Source organism: Streptomyces sp. NPDC042371 (genome assembly GCF_056437465.1).
Genome location: NZ_JBWKAP010000001.1, coordinates 1239126 through 1256429, shown reverse-complemented (window position 1 = coordinate 1256429; position 17304 = coordinate 1239126). Strand labels below are relative to the sequence as shown.

The window sequence follows — 17304 nt, the reverse complement described above, 5'->3', positions numbered from 1 at the left end:
GGACGGAGGGATGGGCGACGGAGGGACGGGCGCGGGACGGAGAGGCGGGTCAGTGCTGGGGGACGCGGCGCGCGGCAGGTGCCGGAACGCGCTCGCACAGCGGTACGACCGGAGGCAGTTCCGCCACGGACTCGCCGAGCAGCACCCGCCGCACCACCCGCTCCGCCGCCAGCCCGTCGTCGAGGTCGCAGAACCGCTCGCGGAACGCCGCCCGCAGCACGCCCGCCCGCGCGCCGTCCCACGCACCGGAGCGGAACGCCGCCGCCAGCTCGTCGGGGGTGCGGGCCACCACGCCCGGCGGTTCGGCGAGGAGGTCGAAGTAGACGCCGCGGGTCTCGCGGTAGACGTCCCAGTCGTCGGCGTACACGACGATCGGCCGGTCGAGATTGGCGTAGTCGAACATGATCGACGAGTAGTCCGTGATCAGGGCGTCCGCGGCCAGGCACACCTCCTCGGGGGAGCGGTGCTCCGTCACGTCGATCAACTTCCCGGACCGCACCACCTCTTCGAGCCCCGCCGAGCCCTCGTAGAAGTGGTGGGCGCGCATCAGCACCACGTACTGCTCGCCCAGCGCGTCGCAGAACGCGGGCAGGTCGAGCTGGACGGCGAAGTCCGTGCGGTAGTCGCGGTGGGTCGGCGCGTACAGCACGGCGATCCTGCCCTCGGGGACGCCGAGCCGCTTGCGGATCGCGCTCACGTCGTCGGCCGACGCGCGGTAGAAGGCGTCGTTGCGCGGATAGCCGACGTCGAGGCTCTCGTACGCGCCGGGGTACGCGCGCTCCCACACCTCCGTCGAGTGCCGGTTGGAGGACACGTTGAAGTCCCAGCGGTCCACGCGCTGCAGGAGCTTGCCCAGGGGCCCCGCGGCAGCGGCGGCGGCAGGGTAGTCCACCTGGTCCACGCCCATCCGCTTCAGCGGGGTGCCGTGCTGGGTCTGCACGTGGACGGTGCCGGGGCGCTTCTTGACGGCCATCTCGAAGTTGACGTTGTTGAAGGTGTACTTCGCCGTGGCCATGACCTCCCAGTAGCGGCGGCTGCCGATCTCCACGCCCTCGACGCCCTCGGGGAGACCGGCGCGCGCCGCCGCGTCGGAGACCAGGAACACCGTCCTGACGTGCGGGGCCAGCTCCTGCGCCTTGGCGTGGATCGCGGCCGGATTGCAGGAGTAGCCGCGCCCCCAGTACGCGGAGAACACGGCCAGGTCGTCGTCGACGGGCCGCTTCAGGAACGCGGCGTACGCATTGCGCCCGGGGAGCCGCCGCTCCGCCTTCGCCCCCACCTCCCGCAGCAGCGAAAGGGCTTTGGCCACGCGTGACTTGACGCCGCGCAGCGCGCAGAACGCGCCGTACGCCCCCGCCCCCAGCAGCCGGTGCTGCATCCCGAGGCTCCCCGCGGGCGGCCGGAACCCGGCGGGCCTGTGCAGCCGGTACAGCCGCGTGGCCTGCCGGAAGAAGCGCCGCCGCAGCCGCGCCGAGGGCAGCCGCGAGGGCGTGGACGCCGTCTTGAGCACCTCGTGCGTGAACCTGCGGAAGACCCGCGCGAGGACGGGCGCGGGCACGTCGAGCTCGACGGCACCGGCCATCGACCGCTCGAACTGGACGAGCAGGTCCATGTGGTGGTCACCGGGGGAGCGGTGCCGCGCCCCCCTGCGGCGCAGCAGATGACGTACGCACACGCGGTCGAGCACGGCGATCCGCTCGGCCCGCAGCACGGTCCGCAGGCCCCACTCCGCGTCCGTGAACATGCCGGGCGCGAAGGTCAGACCGTGCTCGGTCACGAAGGCGCGCCGGTGGGCGGCGGAGAAGGCCGGGACCAGCGGGTCGGGCAGCGCGGGGTGCTCGGCCACGGTGAAGGTGCCCGGGGGAGCGTCTGCCCACAGCCGTTCGAGGGCCGGGCCCTGACCGCCCTCGAACCAGTGCACGCGCTCGTGGTCGAAGAGCAGCAGGTCGGGGTCGTCGCACTCGGTGAGCCTGGCGTCGAGCGCCGCGAGGGTGCCGGGCGTGAGGGTGTCGTCGCCGTCGAGGAACAGCAGATAGTCGCCGCCCGCCGCGCCCGCCCCCGCGTTCCGCGCCCCCGGCAGCCCCGCGTCGGGCGGGGACTGCGCGCGGCGCACCCGTGGATCGCGCGCGGCGTGCTCGGCCGCGATCGCCGGACTCGGGCCCGCCGCCGCGTCGAGGGAGTCGACGACCGCGATCACCTCGAAGTCGGCGAAGGACTGGCCGAGGACCGAGGCGAGGCAGTCGGCGAGCCGCCCCGGTACGTCATGGGTGGGGACGATGATGCTGAAGCGCGACAAGACAGCCTCTCTCGATGATGGTTCACACGACGCGGATCACAGGTGCGGGGAGCGCTGGAGGCCCGAGAACGGCACCCGGTCCGGCCGTGGAGCACCCCCCGGCACCGGGTGCCGCTCCGCCAGGGGCACCACGGACGGCAGCCCGCCCCGCTCGCCGAGCACCACGTGGCGCACCACGCGCTCCGCGGCCCGCCCGTCGTCGTATCCGCAGAACCGCTCGCGGAACGCCCGCCGCAGCTGCGCCGAGCGCGAGCCCGCCCAGTGCCCGGTGGCGAAGATGTCGGTGAGCTCGTCCTCGCTGCGGGCGACCGCGCCCGGCGGGAACTCCCGCACGTCGAAGTAGGTGCCGCGGGCCGCCTCGTAGGCCTCCCAGTCGTCGGCGTGCAGCACGATGGGCCGGTCGAGGTTGGCGTAGTCGAACATCAGCGACGAGTAGTCGGTGATCAGCGCGTCGGAGGCGAGGCAGAGCGACTCGACGCTCGGGTGGTCGGAGACGTCGATGAGCCGCCCGGACGGCTGCTCGCCGCCGCAGGCCAGCGGCGCCCCGTAGAAGTGGTGGGCGCGGGTCAGGACCACGAACCGCGGGCCGAGCGCGTGCAGCATCCGCTCCAGGTCGAGGGCGCGGAGCTGGCTGCGGCGGTAGTCGCGGTGGGTCGGCGCGTACAGGACGGCGACCGCGCCGTGCGGGATGCCGAGGCACTCCCGCAACCGGGCGACCTCGGCGGACGTCGCCCGCTGGAAGCGGTCGTTGCGCGGATAGCCGTACTCCAGCGTCGTGTACCCGGCGGGGAACACCCGCTCCCACACGAGCGTCGAGTGCCGGTTCGACGAGAGGACGTAGTCCCATTTGTCGACGTTCCGCAGCAGGGCGGCGAAGTCCGTGGCGCGCGCGGCCGCCGGGCGCTCCTGGAGGTCGAGGCCCATGTGCTTGAGGGGCGTGCCGTGCTGGGTCTGGACGAGGACCTGCCCGGGGCGCTTGACCAGTCTCCGGTCGAAGTTGACGTTGTTCACGAGGTACTTGGAGCGGGCGAGCGCCGTCCAGTACGCGGCCGTGCCGGGCCGCAGCCTGCGCGTCCCCGACGGGATCGTGTGGTGGTGCCGCGGATGGGCGATCCACGCCGTGCTGACCCCCGGCACGAGCTCGCGCATCGCGGCCTCCAGCGCGCCGGGGTTGCAGCCGTAGCCCCGCCCCCAGTACGAGGAGAAGACGGCCCAGTGGTCGCGCACGGGCAGCCACAGCTGGACGCGGTAGTGCAGCTGGAGCAGGGCGCCCTTCGCGCGGCGGGCCGTGTGGGTCGCGTACCGCTGGGCGCGCGCCCGCAGGCGCATCGCCGCCCACAGGCTGCGGTACGTGCGGTGCGAGCCCAGCCGCACCAGGCCGTGCCGCAGCCGGGTGCGGGCGGGCACGTGGGCGCCCGGCGCGCGGTGGCGGCGGTAGTGGGAGCGGGCCTTGCGCAGGAATGCGGCGCGGGAGCCGCGCGGCAGCCTGCCCCGCTTGGTGAAGATCGTGGTGAGGTGGTCGACCATGCGCCGGAACATCACGGGCCGCCACGCCGCGGAGAGTTCGGGGTGTTCGTCGAGGAACGCGAAGACCCGGTCGTACTGGTCGAAGATGTCGAAGTGCTTGCGGCTCGTGGTGCCCAGGATGTTGCCCTGGCGGCGTTGGCGGTAGTGCACGCAGACCCGGTCGAGGGAGGCGAGGGTGCCCGCCGTCATCAGGATCGGGTACGTCCAGGGGGTGTCCTCGTAGTAGCCGGGCGGGAAGGTGAAGCCCTCCCGCTCGATGAAGTCGCGGCGGTGCGCCTTGTTCCAGGCGACCATCAGGACCTTCAGGAGGCCGGGCCGGTCGGCGAGCCGGAAGGGGGCGTCGCCCTCCTCGGTGAGGTGGGCCGCGAACTGGTTGCGGACGGCCTCGCCGGACCAGAAGGTGCGCGCGTAGTCGTAGATCAGGACGTCCGGCTCGGAGGTCTCCTTGATGCGGTCGGAGATCGCGTGCAGGGAGCCGGGGGTCAGGGTGTCGTCGCTGTCCAGGAAGATCAGATAGTCGCCGGTGGCGCGCTCCATGCCGGCGTTGCGGGCCCTGCCCAGGCCGACGTTCTCCGCGAGGTGGACGGCCGTCACGCGCGCGTCCAGGGCGGCGAACTCGTCGATGATCGTGCCGCTCGCGTCCGGCGAGCAGTCGTCGACCGCGATCAGCTCCAGGTCGGTGAAGGACTGCTCCAGCACGGACTCCAGGCACTCGTGGAGATATGCCTGCACCTTGTACGCGGGGACGATGACACTGAACCGGGGCAAGGCACATCCATGGGTCGGCGCGGGCATACTGCCCGAAAACGCCTGAAGGGGTGAGCGAGTTACGCCGGATGTGGCATCCGGGGGATGGACGCGAGGAGGCGGCCCGGTGAAGCCGGAGGAGGCGGCCCGGTGAAGCCGCCCGGACCGCCTCCCCTTCGATCGCGCGTGTCGCGCCGCTACTTCACCGCGCCCGCCATCACACCGGACACGAACTGCCGCTGGAACGCGAAGAAGACGGCCAGCGGAATCACCATCGAGATGAACGCGCCGGGCGCCAGGATCTGCACGTTGTCGCCGAAGAACCGCACCTGCTGCTGGAGCGCGACGGTGATCGGCGGGTTCTTGGAGTCGGCGAAGATCAGTGCGATCAGCATGTCGTTCCAGACCCACAGGAACTGGAAGATGCCGAGCGAGGCGATCGCGGGCGCCCCGAGCGGCATCACGACGCGCAGGAAGAGACGCAGCTCGCCCGCGCCGTCCAGCCGCGCCGCCTCCAGGAGTTCACGCGGGATCTCCGCGAAGAAGTTCCGCAGCAGGAAGATCGCGAACGGCAGGCCGAACGCCACGTGGAAGGTGATCACGCCGATCGTGGTCTCGAAGATGCCGATCTTGCCGAAGAGATCGGCGATCGGCACGAGCGCCACCTGCACCGGGACGACGAGCAGCGCGACCACGCCGATGAACCACCAGTCGCGGCCCGGGAACTCCATCCACGCGAACGCGTATCCGGCGAGCGAACCGATGACCACGACGAGCAGCGTCGCGGGCACGGTGATCATGACGCTGGACAGGATCGAGTCGGTGATCGTCTCGTCCTTGAGGAGCGTGGAGTAGTTGTCGAAGGTCAACTGCGAAGGCGCGCTGAACGCCTTCCACCAGCCGCTCTCGCTCATGTCCGCCGGCGTGCGGAACGATCCGATGAGCAGGCCGATCGTCGGCACCAGCCAGAACAGGCCCACCAGCGCCAGGAACACGCGCAGCGCGGTGCTGCCGAGCAGGGACGCGATGCGCCCCCCGAGCGACTGCTTCGCCTTCACGAACTCGGTCTGAGCGGTCACCGTCGGGCCTCCCGCCTCATCCGCCGAATGTTGAACAGCATCACGGGGATCACGAGCAGGAAGAGCAGCATCGCGATGGCGCTGGCCACTCCCGAGTCCTTGTCGAGGAACGCCGAGTTGTACAGCTGGACCGCCAGCACGTTCGCCTCGTCCTTCGAGGAGCCCGGCGGGATCACGAAGACCAGGTCGAAGATCTTCAGTACGTTGATCATGAGCGTGACCAGGACCACCGCGAGGATCGGCGCGAGCAGCGGCACCGTCACCCGGCGGAACACCTGCCACTCGTTGGCGCCGTCCACCCGCGCCGCCTCCAGGAGCTCACGCGGCACGCTCGCCAGGCCCGCCGCGATCAGGACCATCGCGAAGCCCGCCCACATCCACAGGTAGGAACCGATGATCGAGGGCGTGATCAGGGTGGGGCCCAGCCAGTCGATGCCGTTGTACGCCTCCCGGAAGTTCGATGCCGGATAGCGCAGTTGGGCCCCGTCAGCCTCCTTCGGCAGCGCGAAGGTGCCGTCGGCCGCGGCCTCGGTGGACGCCACCACCTCGCCGCCCTTGACCGCCTCGATCTTGATGCCGGGGTAGCCGAACTCCGCGCTGTCCGGGGCGTTCGCCTTCCCGCGCCCCTTGCCGCGCGTGAAGTCCTGCCAGGCCGTGCCGGTGACCTTCCCCGGATCGGCCTGCGCGGGCCGCGCCGCCTTCGCGCCGTCCGGCATGTCCTGAGGCGGTACGCCCGTCAGCGGGAGCACCACGGGCGTGCCCGCCTTCACCGGCTCCTTGGTGATGAACGCGCCGCCGCCCGCGTTCTTCAGCGGCGACGCGGTGCTCGGATGCGCCTGCGGGAACGCCGACGACTCGGAGAACGTGTCGTGCACGCTCACCATGACGGCGTTGGCGACACCGCGGTCGGGGTCGGACTCGTACACGAGCCGGAAGATGATGCCCGCGGCCAGCATCGAGATCGCCATCGGCATGAAGATGATGAGCTTGAACGCCGTCCCCCAGCGCACCCGTTCGGTGAGGACGGCGAAGATCAGGCCGAGGATCGTGGCGACCGTGGGCGCCACGACCACCCAGATCGCGTTGTTCTTGATGGCGGTCCGGATACTGTCGTCCGTGAAGAGCGTCTTGTAGTTGCCGAACGCGGTGAAGTCGCCCGAGTCGTCGAAGAAGCTGCGGAAGAACGAGTACCCGATGGGGTACAGGACGAGCGCGCCGAGCAGCACCAGGGCGGGCAGCAGAAAGAGCACCGCCATGGTCCTGCGGGTGCCGGTCACGCTCTTGCGCGGGGTCGGAGCCGGGGGCGGCGCCACCTCTGGCGCACCCCCGGCGTTCGCGGACGCCACCGCGTCAGTCCTTGTACGCCTTGGCCGCGGCGGTCTCCAGCGCCTGCTGCGCGCCCGCGACGTCCTTCGGGTTCGCCAGGAAGTCCTGCAGCGCCTTCCACTCGCCCTTGCCCGGCGTGCCGCCGAAGGACTGCGGGGCCTGGTCGGACATGTCGAAGCGGACGTCGTCACCGGCCGCGAGCATGGCCTTGGCGATGTCCCGCTGCACGTCGTTCGGGTACGCGGACAGGGGCAGGTTCTTGTTCGGCGAGATGAAGCCGCCCGCCTCCGCCCAGATCTTCGCGGAGTCCGGCGAGCCGAGGAACGTCAGCAGCGCCTGCGCGCCCTTGGTGTTCTTCAGCGCGACGGCCGCGTCACCGCCGACCACGGCGGGGGAAGACTGGCCGACCACGGGGAAGGGGAACACCTTGGCGTCCGTCCCCACCACGGCCTTGGTCTCCGAGATGGCCAGCGAGACCATGTCGCCCTCGAAGACCATGCCCGCCTTGGGCTGGTCGCCGCCGGTGAAGGTCTGCTTCACGGAGGCGGGGAACTCGGTCTGCAGCGCGCCCTTCGAGCCGCCCGCCACGAAGCCCTTCGTACCGAAGACCTCGCCGAGCGTGGTCAGCGCCTTCTTGACGGACGGGTCCGTCCACTTGATCTTGTGCTGGGCGAGCTGGTCGTACTTCTCCGGGCCCGCCTGCGAGATGTAGATGTTCTCGAACCAGTCGGTGAGGGTCCACGCGTCGGCGCCCGCCACGGACATCGGCGGCACGCCGGAGTCGTAGACGGTCTGCATGGTCTTCATGAACTCGGCCCAGCTCTTGGGTGCCTTGACACCCGCGTTCTCGAAGACCTTCGTGTTGTACCAGACCAGCGACTTGTTGGCGGCCTTGAAGTACACGCCGTACTGCTTGCCGTCGACGATCCCGAGCCTCTTCCAGCCCGTGGCGTAGTTCTTGTCGAGCTGCTTCTGCGCCTCGGCGCCGACCGGCTTGGCCCACTTGTTCGCCACGGCCTGCTCGATCGCGCCGACCTGCGGCAGCATCGCGACGTCCGGCGGCTGCCCGCCCGCCACCTTCGACTCCAGGAAGCTGATGATGGGGTCCTGGGCGGGTACGAAGGAGACCTGGGCGCCGGTCCTCTTCTCGAACTCGTCCAGCACCTTCAGGAACACCTTGCGCTCCGAGCCGCCCCAGACGGCGGCCACGGACACGTTCTCCCCTTCCAGCTTCGGCAGTTGGAGCGCGGCTCCGGTGTCGTTGTCCGAGCCGTTGTTCCCCTTGTCCCCGTCGTCGTTGTCGCCGCCGCACGCGGTGACGGTGAACGCGAGCGCGCCCGCGACGACGGCTGAGGCGATCTTGACGGTGGTACGCCGATGTAGCGGTGCCCTGCGTGTACGAAGAGTGCTGCGCATCACTGCCCCGTTCTCTTCCCTGGCGAGTCCCGTGCGGTCTGGTCTACGCCCGCGCGGGGAGGGGCGGCAAGAGCGCCTGCGCTGTCAACTCGCTGATCGTGATGGCGTTGTGACGTGGCGTCATGGGGTTTGGGGTGAGCTGCACGCACTGTGCGCAAGTGGGCTGTTGGCGGGGCGCACGGTCACAGGGACACGGTGGCAGGGGGACACGCGGTCAGAGCAGGGACGGCACCTGGTCCGCGGAGACGGAGCGGGCCGCCCGCTCCAGCGCACTGGCCAGCAGGGCCAGGTCCGTCGGGCCGTTGCCGAGCTCCCGCACCGGGCGCCGGGCCGGAGGGTCTCCCATCCGCTCCCACTCCAGGGGGACCACCGTGGGCCGCAGCGTCGCCGTCCGCGGAATCCGGCCCGTGACCCGGCCCGCCTGGAACGCCGTGGCCCGCCCGTCGGGGGAGCGGAGCTCGCCCCGCCCGGGCGCGGGCTCCTCGGGGCCGGAGGCCACCGCGTCAAGGACCACACGGAGCGACGCCCGCTGGCCCAGCTCGGTCTCCAGGACCCGGTCGCTGCGCCCCGTGGCCGCCACGAGATGCACCCCGAGCCGCTCCCCGTCCCGTGCGACCGCCTCCAGCGCGCGGACGACGGAACCGGCCGCGGGCCGCCCGGGGGACCCGAGCGCGGGGGAGAGCAGCGCGTCGAAGTCGTCGACGAGGACGACGAGGCGGGGCAGCGGCGGCCCCGGCTCCACCCGCTGCCGCGCCGCGGCGGGCCGCAGCCGCATCGTGGCGCTGGGCGGCGGATCGAGATCGCCGTCGAGGCCCTGCGCGGTCACGGGGGCGGAGGGGGGAGTGTCGGAGAGGGCCGAGGTCGCAGAGGTCCCGGACGTCGCGGTCGTCGTCGAGGAAGCCGAGGCCGCGGAGGGTGCGGACGACTGCGAGCGCTGCGCCACCAGCCGCCCCGACACCGCCCGCTGCGTGTGCCACTCGGCGAACCCGAGCCTGCCGAGCAGCTCGGCCCGCCGCTTCAGCTCCGCGGCCAGGGACTGCGCGAACTCCCGCATCCGGACCGGGTCGTTGGCCACGAGGTGAGTGGTGACGTGCGGCAGGTCCGTACAGACCCCGAGCCCCGTCCCCTGACGCCCGGCGACCGCGGCGCCGCCCGCGCCGACCCCGTCCCGCCCGTCGACCAGCACGATGCCGAGCCGGTCGGGGCGCTCGGCGGCGGCGAGGGAGGCGGCGACGGAGCGCAGCAGTTCCGTACGGCCGCTGCCCGCGGGGCCTTCGGCGAGCAGATGCGGCCCGTCGGTGCCGAGGTCGGCGACGACGGGACCGCGCGGGCCCGCGCCGAGCACGGCCGTGGCGCGGCCGCCGAGGGCCTCGGGGTCGTCGGCCGCCGCCGCCCACCGCGCCATCAGCGAGGCGGGCGTGGCCCTGGCGAGCCCCAGCTCGTCGAGGAGCCGGGCCGACTGGGGCAGCGGCGCGGAGACACGGGTGTGCCCCTCGCCGGAGCTGCCGTCCGTCCGCAGCGGCGCGAGGGCCCGCGCGAACCGCTCGGCCCAGGCCGCCGACACGGCGTCCACGGCGGCGACGGTGCCGTGGCCCGCGGGCCGCCCGCCCGCCGTCCGCAGCAGCCGCAGCGCGGTCGCCACATCGCCGCTGAGTAGCGCGGCCGCACCGCACGCGCGGAAGGCCGGTGACACCGAGCAGGCCGCCTCGTACGTATCGAGGACCGGGGAGGCGGGGGAGGCGGCGACCGTCTCGGCGAGGCACACGACGTGGATCCCGGCCCGCGCGCCCTCACCGGCGAGCCGGACGGCGGACTCGCGCAGCCCGGCGGACCCGGGGTCGCCGTCGACGACGACGACCGTGCGGGCGCCGGTCGCGGCGGTGCCCGTCGCCTCCGCGCCGCCGTCGGCGATGTGGTCGTCGAGACGCCGGATCAGCTCGTCCGTGCGCGCCGCCGCCTGGTCGCGGTCGTAGGCGAGGAGGAGGCGGCAGTCCTGGCCGTGGGTGGGCCGCAGATGGGGGAGCCAGCCGAGCCAGGCCCACTCGGCGGTGCGCTCGGCCACCGGGCGCGCCCGGTCCGTGCTGATCAGCACGATCTCCAGGGAGTCGGGGGAGTGCAGCGCGGCGAGCTGGGCGACGACCGCCCTGGCCAGGCCGGTGAGCCGGTCCCGGGGCCCGGCGAGGCCCAGCGAACCGGCCTCGCGCAGCCCGACCGTGACGGGGACGGCGGGCAGCAGCCCCTCCCGTCCGTCGGCGGCGGGCAGGGCGCGGTCGACCGTGCCGAGCCGCACCGCGAGCGCCTCGGGGTGGCCGGGCCCGCGCTCCCAGAGGCGGGGGCCGGGGCCGAGCGCGGTGAGCAGCAGGGCGGCGGGATCCGGCCACGCCTCGGGCGTGCGGGCGGCAGCGGTTATGGCGAGGTCCTCCGGGGAGAGGGCCGACGGTCCGCGCCCGCCTGCGGGTGTGCCGTACGCGCCGTCTACGGAGCCCTCGTGCCGGCCGTCGCCCTGCTCTCCGTACCCCTCCTGTCCCTCGTAACCCTCGTACTCGTCGAAGGTGTCGGGGCCGTCCGGGCCGTCGTACGGATCGTGGGCCTGGCCGCCGTCCCTGCCGCCGGTCAGCCGCCGGGCCCAGGCCGAGAGTCCGCCGCGCTTGCGCAGGCCGCGGGGCACGGTCGTGCCGCGCGGGGGTGTCCCGGTGCGGGTCCGCTCGGCGTCGGGGGCGCTGCCCTGGTGCGGCACCACGGGGGTCTCGGCGCCGGTGGGGCCGCCGTGCGTGCCCCGTGGCCGGTACGCCCCGTGCGCGTCGTGTTCGACCGGCGCGGGGCGGTTCTCGGACGCCCCCTGCGGGGCGTGTGCATCCTTCGAGCCGTACGCCCCCTCGGCGCCCGTGCCGGTGGCGGCGCCCCAGCCTCCCGAGCCGTACGCATGGTGGGCCGCGGATCCTGCCGGTGCCGCCTCCACGAGGGTGGGCGGCGCCGAACCGGCGGTCCGCACGCGCACGTGGCCCTCGCCGTCCGGCGCCGTCGCGAGCGGCGTGCCCGGGCCCGACGTGGGGCCGCCACCGCCGTCCGTCAGGCGGAGCGCGGATTCGCCGATGCGCAGCAGGGAGCCGGGGGAGAGCCGCACCGGGCGGTCGGTGATCTCCTTGCCGTCCACCGCCGTGCCGTTCGTCGAGCCGAGGTCCGTGACCGTGACCCGGCCGTCCGCGGTGAGCGTGACCGAGCAGTGCATGCGGGAGACGTCCGGGTCGTCCAGGGGGACGTCCGCGTCGGCGGAGCGGCCGACCTGGATCCGGCCGCCGTGCAGCAGATGGACACCGCCCGCGTCCGGACCCGCCACCACGTGCAACTGGGCGGCGGCCCCGGCCAGTTCGGGACCGGGCTCGGCGGGGGCGCCCAGCGAGAGCACCGCTCCGTCGATCAAGGGGGGCTCGCCGAGCGTGCAGCGCTGGGCGTCGAGGCGCTCCGGGCCCGCGTACAGCACGAGGGGGGCCTCGCTGCCCGCCACGGTCGTGGCGAGGCCGGACGCCACCGCGGCGAGCGCGGTCCCCGCGGGGGCGGTGACCAGGACGTCACAGACGCCGTGGGCCCCGGTCGCCGCCGTGGGGCGGTCTTGCTGCTCGGTCTGGCCGCTGCGCGGCCCGAGGACGGTCAGCCGGATCTGCATCGCCGTCAGCGGTCCCTTCTGCGCTGGGCGCCCGGCACGGGGGCACGCGCTGTGATTCCCCCCACCGCACACGGGCACGTCGGCCAGTACTGGAGGCATCCTGTCACCTGCCACTGACAACACGCCCGGCGGCCAACTGTAAGTGATCTTGATTGGTCGGCTCTGCTCGGAAAAGTGCCTGCTTGGACCGTTGCGGATATCTCCGGGCGTTCTCGAGCAAAGGTCAATTCGGGACCACTCGGCAACCAATGGCCACGGGCGAGCGTCTTTCCACCGAACAACGATCCGGCACGCCCCGGAAAGAAAAGGCCGGGCGGAATCCGACCGGCCGGTGCCGTGTTCGACGGCATTACAGTGGGTCGGAACACCATCGGACAGACCCCCGGACAGGACCAGCGTCCGGATGGGACCAGCCAGACCAGCAGGGAGCGCATGACGTGCGGCCGGTAGGCAGCAAGTACCTGCTCGAGGAGCCGCTCGGGCGCGGCGCCACGGGCACCGTCTGGCGAGCCCGCCAGCGGGAGACCGCGGGTGCCGAGGCGGCCGTTCCGGGCCAGCCCGGCGAGACCGTCGCGATCAAGGTCCTCAAGGAAGAGCTCGCCAACGACGCGGACGTCGTGATGCGCTTCCTCAGAGAGCGGTCCGTCCTGCTCAGGCTCACCCACGACAACATCGTCCGGACGCGTGACCTGGTCGTCGAGGGCGACCTCCTCGCTCTGGTCATGGACCTCGTCGAGGGCCCCGACCTGCACCGCTACCTGCGCGAGAACGGCCCGTTCACGCCGGTCGCGGCGGCCCTGCTGACCGCCCAGATCGCCGACGCGCTCGCCGCCAGCCACGCCGACGGCGTCGTGCACCGCGACCTGAAGCCCGCGAACGTCCTGCTCAAGCAGGACGGCCAGGGCATGCACCCGATGCTCACCGACTTCGGCATCGCGCGCCTCGCGGACTCCCCGGGCCTGACCCGCACCCACGAATTCGTCGGCACGCCCGCGTACGTCGCGCCGGAGTCCGCCGAAGGCCGCCCCCAGACCAGCGCCGTCGACATCTACGGCGCGGGCATCCTGCTGTACGAGCTGGTCACCGGGCGTCCGCCGTTCTCCGGCGGCTCCGCCCTCGAAGTCCTCCACCAGCACCTCAGCGCCGAGCCGCGCCGCCCCTCGACCGTCCCCGACCCGCTGTGGACGGTCATCGAGCGCTGCCTCGACAAGAACCCGGACCGCCGCCCCAGCGCCGAGAACCTCGCCCGCGGCCTGCGCGCCGTCGCCGAGGGCGTCGGCGTGCACTCCACCCCGGCGCAGATCGCCGCCGCGGAGGGCGTGGGCGCGCTGCTTATGCCGGACCCCTCGCCGGCTTACGTCCCGGAGACCCCGGGCGCGGCCGACCCCACGCAGGTGCTGCCGAACAACGCGGGCTCGTACGACCCGAACGCCGCGACCAGCGTCATGCAGAGCACCGGCGGCCACGGCGACGCGGACCCGACGTCCGTACTGCCGAACAACCGCGGCGGCAACGCCGACCCGACCGCGGTCATGCCGCCGGTCCCGCCGAACGGCCCCGGGGCGGACCCGAACGACCCGCACCCCTGGCAGAACCAGATGGCCGCGGCCCGCGACCGCAACGAACAGACGCAGTACCAGGCGTATCTGGACCCCGACCAGGACCCGCTGCGCCGCCGCCCCCAGCGCCAGGTGGCCAGGCCCCAGCAGCCGCCGCAGCAGCAGCGCCCCCAGCAGTACGCGCCGCAGCAGCCGCGCGGGCAGCGTCCGCAGCAGCAGTACGCGCCCCAGCAGCACCAGCCCCAGCACCAGCCTCAGCAGTACGCCGCGCCCCCGCAGGCGGCGCCGCCCCAGCAGCCCGCCCCGCGCCCCGCGCGCGAGCCCCGGCAGCGCAGTGCCAACCCGATGAAGATCCCGGGCCTCGGCTGCCTCAAGGGCTGTCTGTTCACCATCGTCATCCTCTTCGTGGCGAGCTGGCTGGTCTGGGAGTTCAGCCCGCTGCAGGACTGGATCGGCACGACGAAGAGCTTCTGGGGCCAGCTCTCGGACGGGTACGACAAGGTCAGCGAGTGGCTCGGCAAGCTCAACGGCAACTAGCCGAAGTGCCGCAATCCCCGTACGACCTTGGGGATTTGTCGACATCTGCAGAGTGATTTCTGCTCCCGGAGTGAAGGTTGGCGGCAAGGCCGCGTAGTTTTGTCGCCAACACGCATCCGTAGGAGCAGTCTTGACGCGCAAGATCGGCAGCCGGTACACCGCCCACCAGATCCTGGGCCGTGGCAGTGCCGGCACGGTGTGGCTCGGCGAGGGGCCCGAAGGCCCCGTCGCCATCAAGCTGCTGCGCGAGGACCTGGCCTCCGACCAGGAACTCGTCGGCCGCTTCGTCCAGGAGCGCACGGCTCTGCTCAGCCTCGACCACGCGCGCGTGGTGGGCGTCCACGACCTCGTGGTCGACGGCAACGACCTGGCCCTGGTCATGGACCTCGTCCGCGGCACGGACCTGCGCACCCGCCTCGACCGCGAGCGGCGCATGGCCCCCGAGGCGGCGGTCGCCATCGTCGCGGACGTCGCCGACGGGCTCGCCGCCGCGCACGCCGCGGGCATCGTGCACCGTGACGTCAAGCCCGAGAACGTCCTCCTGGACATGCAGGGCCCCCTCGGCCCCGGCGGCTCCCACCCCGCCCTCCTCACCGACTTCGGCGTCGCCAAGCTGATCGACTCGCCGCGCCGGACCCGCGCGACGAAGATCATCGGTACGCCGGACTACCTCGCGCCCGAGATCATCGAGGGCCTGCCGCCGCGCGCGGCCGTCGACATCTACGCGCTCGCCACGGTCCTGTACGAGCTGCTGGCTGGCTTCACCCCCTTCGGCGGCGGGCACCCCGGCGCGGTCCTGCGCCGCCACGTCACCGAAACGGTTGTGCCGCTCCCCGGCATCCCCGAGGAGCTCTGGCAGCTCCTCGTCCAGTGCCTGGCCAAGGCGCCCGCGTCCCGGCTGCGCGCCTCGGAGCTGGCCGCGCGGCTGCGGGAGCTGCTGCCGCTGGTCGCGGGGATGCCGCCGCTGGACGTCGACGAGCCGGACACGGAGCCTTCGCCGGCCGAGCAGGCGTACGAGGACGCCGACCCCGAGCCCCGGGAGGCCGCTCCCCGGCGGGGCGCGGTCCCCCTGGTCCCCGGCTCGGCCTCCGCCGACTCCAACCGCGACACCCATACGTCGATGCGCGTCCCTGGCCCCGACGAGCTGTCCGGCGGCGCCCGCGGCACGGCCCGCGCGCCCCGCACCGCCGGTGCGGCCCGGCCCGGCTCCGCCAAGCACCGCTCATCGGCGCGGCGGCGGCGGATCACGCTGGGGGTGGCGGGAGTGGTGATCGTCGCCGCGGCGGGGGTCGGCACGTGGGCCGCCACGAGCGGCGACGACTCGGACGCGTCCCCCTCCGACACCCACAACTCGGCTCCCCCGACCCCGTAACGCCCCCTCACCGAACGGCACGGGCACCCCGTGCCGCTTCCTGTGCTTCTCCACGGTGTCCGCCGGTGGGGGCCCTGTCCCGCCGCCGCGCGGCGGATACCTCCCACCCGCCCACCCGTTTACCCGGCGCCGGAGGGTGCGGGTAGCCCGTGGCGGTTGTTGTGCTTCTCCGGCTGCTGGTGGGTGTTCTGTTCCGCCGCTGCGCGGCGGCCACTTCCCACCCACCCGCCCGTTTGCCCCGCGCCGAAGGGTGCGCGTAGCCCGCCCTGGCTGGTGTGCTTGTTCACCTGGCCGCTGGGGGCGGGTGTGTCCCGTCCCGCCGCCCCGCGGCAGACGCTTCCCCCCCGGCCGTTTGCCTGCCCGGCACCGGCTGGGTGCGCTCCGCCACCCGCCCGCCGGTGGGGGTGCCTCCCCCCCCCGCCCCTCCGTAACCGGGCCGCGCCCAGTCGTCGTGCCGCCCCTACAGACCCGTGCGGTGCCGGGTGAACGGGTGGGTGGGTGGGAGGCATCCGCCGCGCAGCGGCGGCACAGGGACTCGCCCCCCCCGAGCCGCAGGGGAGCCCACAGAGGGCGCCGGAGGAGAGAGTTCCAGGCGCCCTGGAGGAGCCGCTCGGCCAGCCCCGCTTGCCGAAGCCGTTACGCTGGAGTCGTGGCAGTCGTCGATGTATCCGAAGAGCTCAAGTCCCTCTCCTCGACCATGGAGTCGATCGAGGCCGTCCTGGACCTCGACAAGATGAGGGCCGATATCGCCGTGCTCGAGGAGCAGGCGGCCGCACCGTCCCTCTGGGACGACCCGGATGCGGCGCAGAAGATCACCAGCAAGCTGAGCCACCTCCAGGCGGAGGTCAGGAAGGCCGAGGCGCTCCGTGGGCGCATCGACGACCTCGGCGTGCTGTTCGAGATGGCCGAGGAGGAGGACGACCCGGACACCCGCGCCGAGGCCGAGTCCGAGCTCACGGCCGTCAAGAAGGCGCTGGACGAGATGGAGGTCAGGACCCTCCTCTCCGGGGAGTACGACTCCCGTGAGGCCGTCGTCACCGTCCGCGCGGAGGCCGGCGGCGTCGACGCCTCCGACTTCGCCGAGAAGCTGCAGCGCATGTACCTGCGCTGGGCGGAGCGCCACGGCTACAAGACGGAGCTCTACGAGACGTCGTACGCGGAAGAGGCCGGCATCAAGTCGACCACCTTCGCCGTCAACGTGCCGTACGCGTACGGCACGCTCTCGGTCGAGCAGGGCACCCACCGCCTCGTCCGCATCTCGCCCTTCGACAACCAGGGCCGCCGCCAGACCTCCTTCGCCGGTGTCGAGATCCTCCCCGTGGTGGAGACGACCGACCACATCGAGATCGACGAGAGCGAGCTGCGCATCGACGTGTACCGCTCCTCGGGCCCCGGCGGCCAGGGCGTCAACACGACGGACTCCGCGGTCCGGCTGACCCACCTGCCGACCGGCATCGTCGTCTCCTGTCAGAACGAGCGCTCGCAGATCCAGAACAAGGCGACCGCGATGAACGTCCTCCAGGCGAAGCTCCTCGAGCGTCGCCGCCAGGAGGAGCAGGCGAAGATGAACGCCCTGAAGGGTGACGGCGGCAACTCCTGGGGCAACCAGATGCGTTCGTACGTCCTGCACCCCTACCAGATGGTGAAGGACCTGCGTACGGAGTTCGAGGTCGGCAATCCCGAGTCCGTCTTCAACGGCGAGATCGACGGCTTCCTGGAAGCCGGAATTCGCTGGCGCAAGCAGCAGGAGAAGTAAAAGCCGCCGAGAACGGCTTTATCGA

At 72.7% G+C, this 17304-nt stretch carries 9 protein-coding genes; 3 read left to right on the top strand and 6 right to left on the bottom strand.

Annotation, left to right across the window (positions count from 1 at the left end; all coding sequences use genetic code 11):
• Positions 1-49 precede the first annotated feature (49 nt).
• The 6 genes from AC068B_RS05530 to AC068B_RS05505 form a co-directional block, all read right to left on the bottom strand.
• The gene (locus tag AC068B_RS05530) at positions 50-2296 is read right to left on the bottom strand and encodes a bifunctional glycosyltransferase/CDP-glycerol:glycerophosphate glycerophosphotransferase (RefSeq protein WP_478669132.1); all 2247 of its coding nucleotides are present in this window, start codon (positions 2294-2296) and stop codon (positions 50-52) included.
• 36 nt (positions 2297-2332) lie between these two features.
• Entirely contained in the window at positions 2333-4591 is a 2259-nt protein-coding gene (locus AC068B_RS05525; RefSeq protein WP_478669131.1) for a bifunctional glycosyltransferase/CDP-glycerol:glycerophosphate glycerophosphotransferase, read from the bottom strand.
• A 176-nt stretch (positions 4592-4767) separates the two neighbouring features.
• Positions 4768-5649 carry a carbohydrate ABC transporter permease gene (locus AC068B_RS05520; protein WP_478669130.1) on the bottom strand — a complete coding sequence of 294 codons (882 nt, stop codon included), beginning with the start codon at positions 5647-5649 and terminating at the stop codon, positions 4768-4770.
• Positions 5646-6926: a carbohydrate ABC transporter permease gene (locus AC068B_RS05515; RefSeq protein ID WP_478669283.1), complete on the bottom strand. Its 1281-nt coding sequence runs from the start codon at positions 6924-6926 to the stop codon at positions 5646-5648. Before AC068B_RS05515 ends, AC068B_RS05520 begins: the two co-directional genes overlap by 4 nt.
• A gap of 73 nt (positions 6927-6999) precedes the next feature.
• Positions 7000-8391: an ABC transporter substrate-binding protein gene (locus AC068B_RS05510; protein ID WP_478669128.1), complete on the bottom strand. Its 1392-nt coding sequence runs from the start codon at positions 8389-8391 to the stop codon at positions 7000-7002.
• Between the two features lie 214 nt (positions 8392-8605).
• Positions 8606-12055 carry an FHA domain-containing protein gene (locus AC068B_RS05505; RefSeq protein ID WP_478669127.1) on the bottom strand — a complete coding sequence of 1150 codons (3450 nt, stop codon included), beginning with the start codon at positions 12053-12055 and terminating at the stop codon, positions 8606-8608.
• Positions 12056-12492: 437 nt separating this feature from the next.
• Between AC068B_RS05505 and AC068B_RS05500 the strand changes: the two genes are divergently transcribed.
• The 3 genes from AC068B_RS05500 (at position 12493) to prfB (ending at position 17279) form a co-directional block, all read left to right on the top strand.
• Entirely contained in the window at positions 12493-14151 is a 1659-nt protein-coding gene (locus tag AC068B_RS05500) for a serine/threonine-protein kinase (protein WP_478669125.1), read from the top strand.
• Positions 14152-14281: 130 nt separating this feature from the next.
• Positions 14282-15523: a serine/threonine-protein kinase gene (locus AC068B_RS05495; protein ID WP_478669124.1), complete on the top strand. Its 1242-nt coding sequence runs from the start codon at positions 14282-14284 to the stop codon at positions 15521-15523.
• Positions 15524-16172: 649 nt separating this feature from the next.
• Positions 16173-17279, top strand: coding sequence for a peptide chain release factor 2 (gene prfB, locus AC068B_RS05490; protein ID WP_356267464.1), 1107 nt, complete (start codon positions 16173-16175; stop codon positions 17277-17279).
• The last annotated feature ends 25 nt before the right edge of the window (positions 17280-17304 follow it).

Bases quoted from the DNA above. Each gene is read 5' to 3' on its own strand.
- AC068B_RS05510 (WP_478669128.1), bottom strand. From the start codon at position 8,391: ATGCGCAGCACTCTTCGTACACGCAGGGCACCGCTACATCGGCGTACC.
- AC068B_RS05505 (WP_478669127.1), bottom strand. From the start codon at position 12,055: ATGCAGATCCGGCTGACCGTCCTCGGGCCGCGCAGCGGCCAGACCGAG.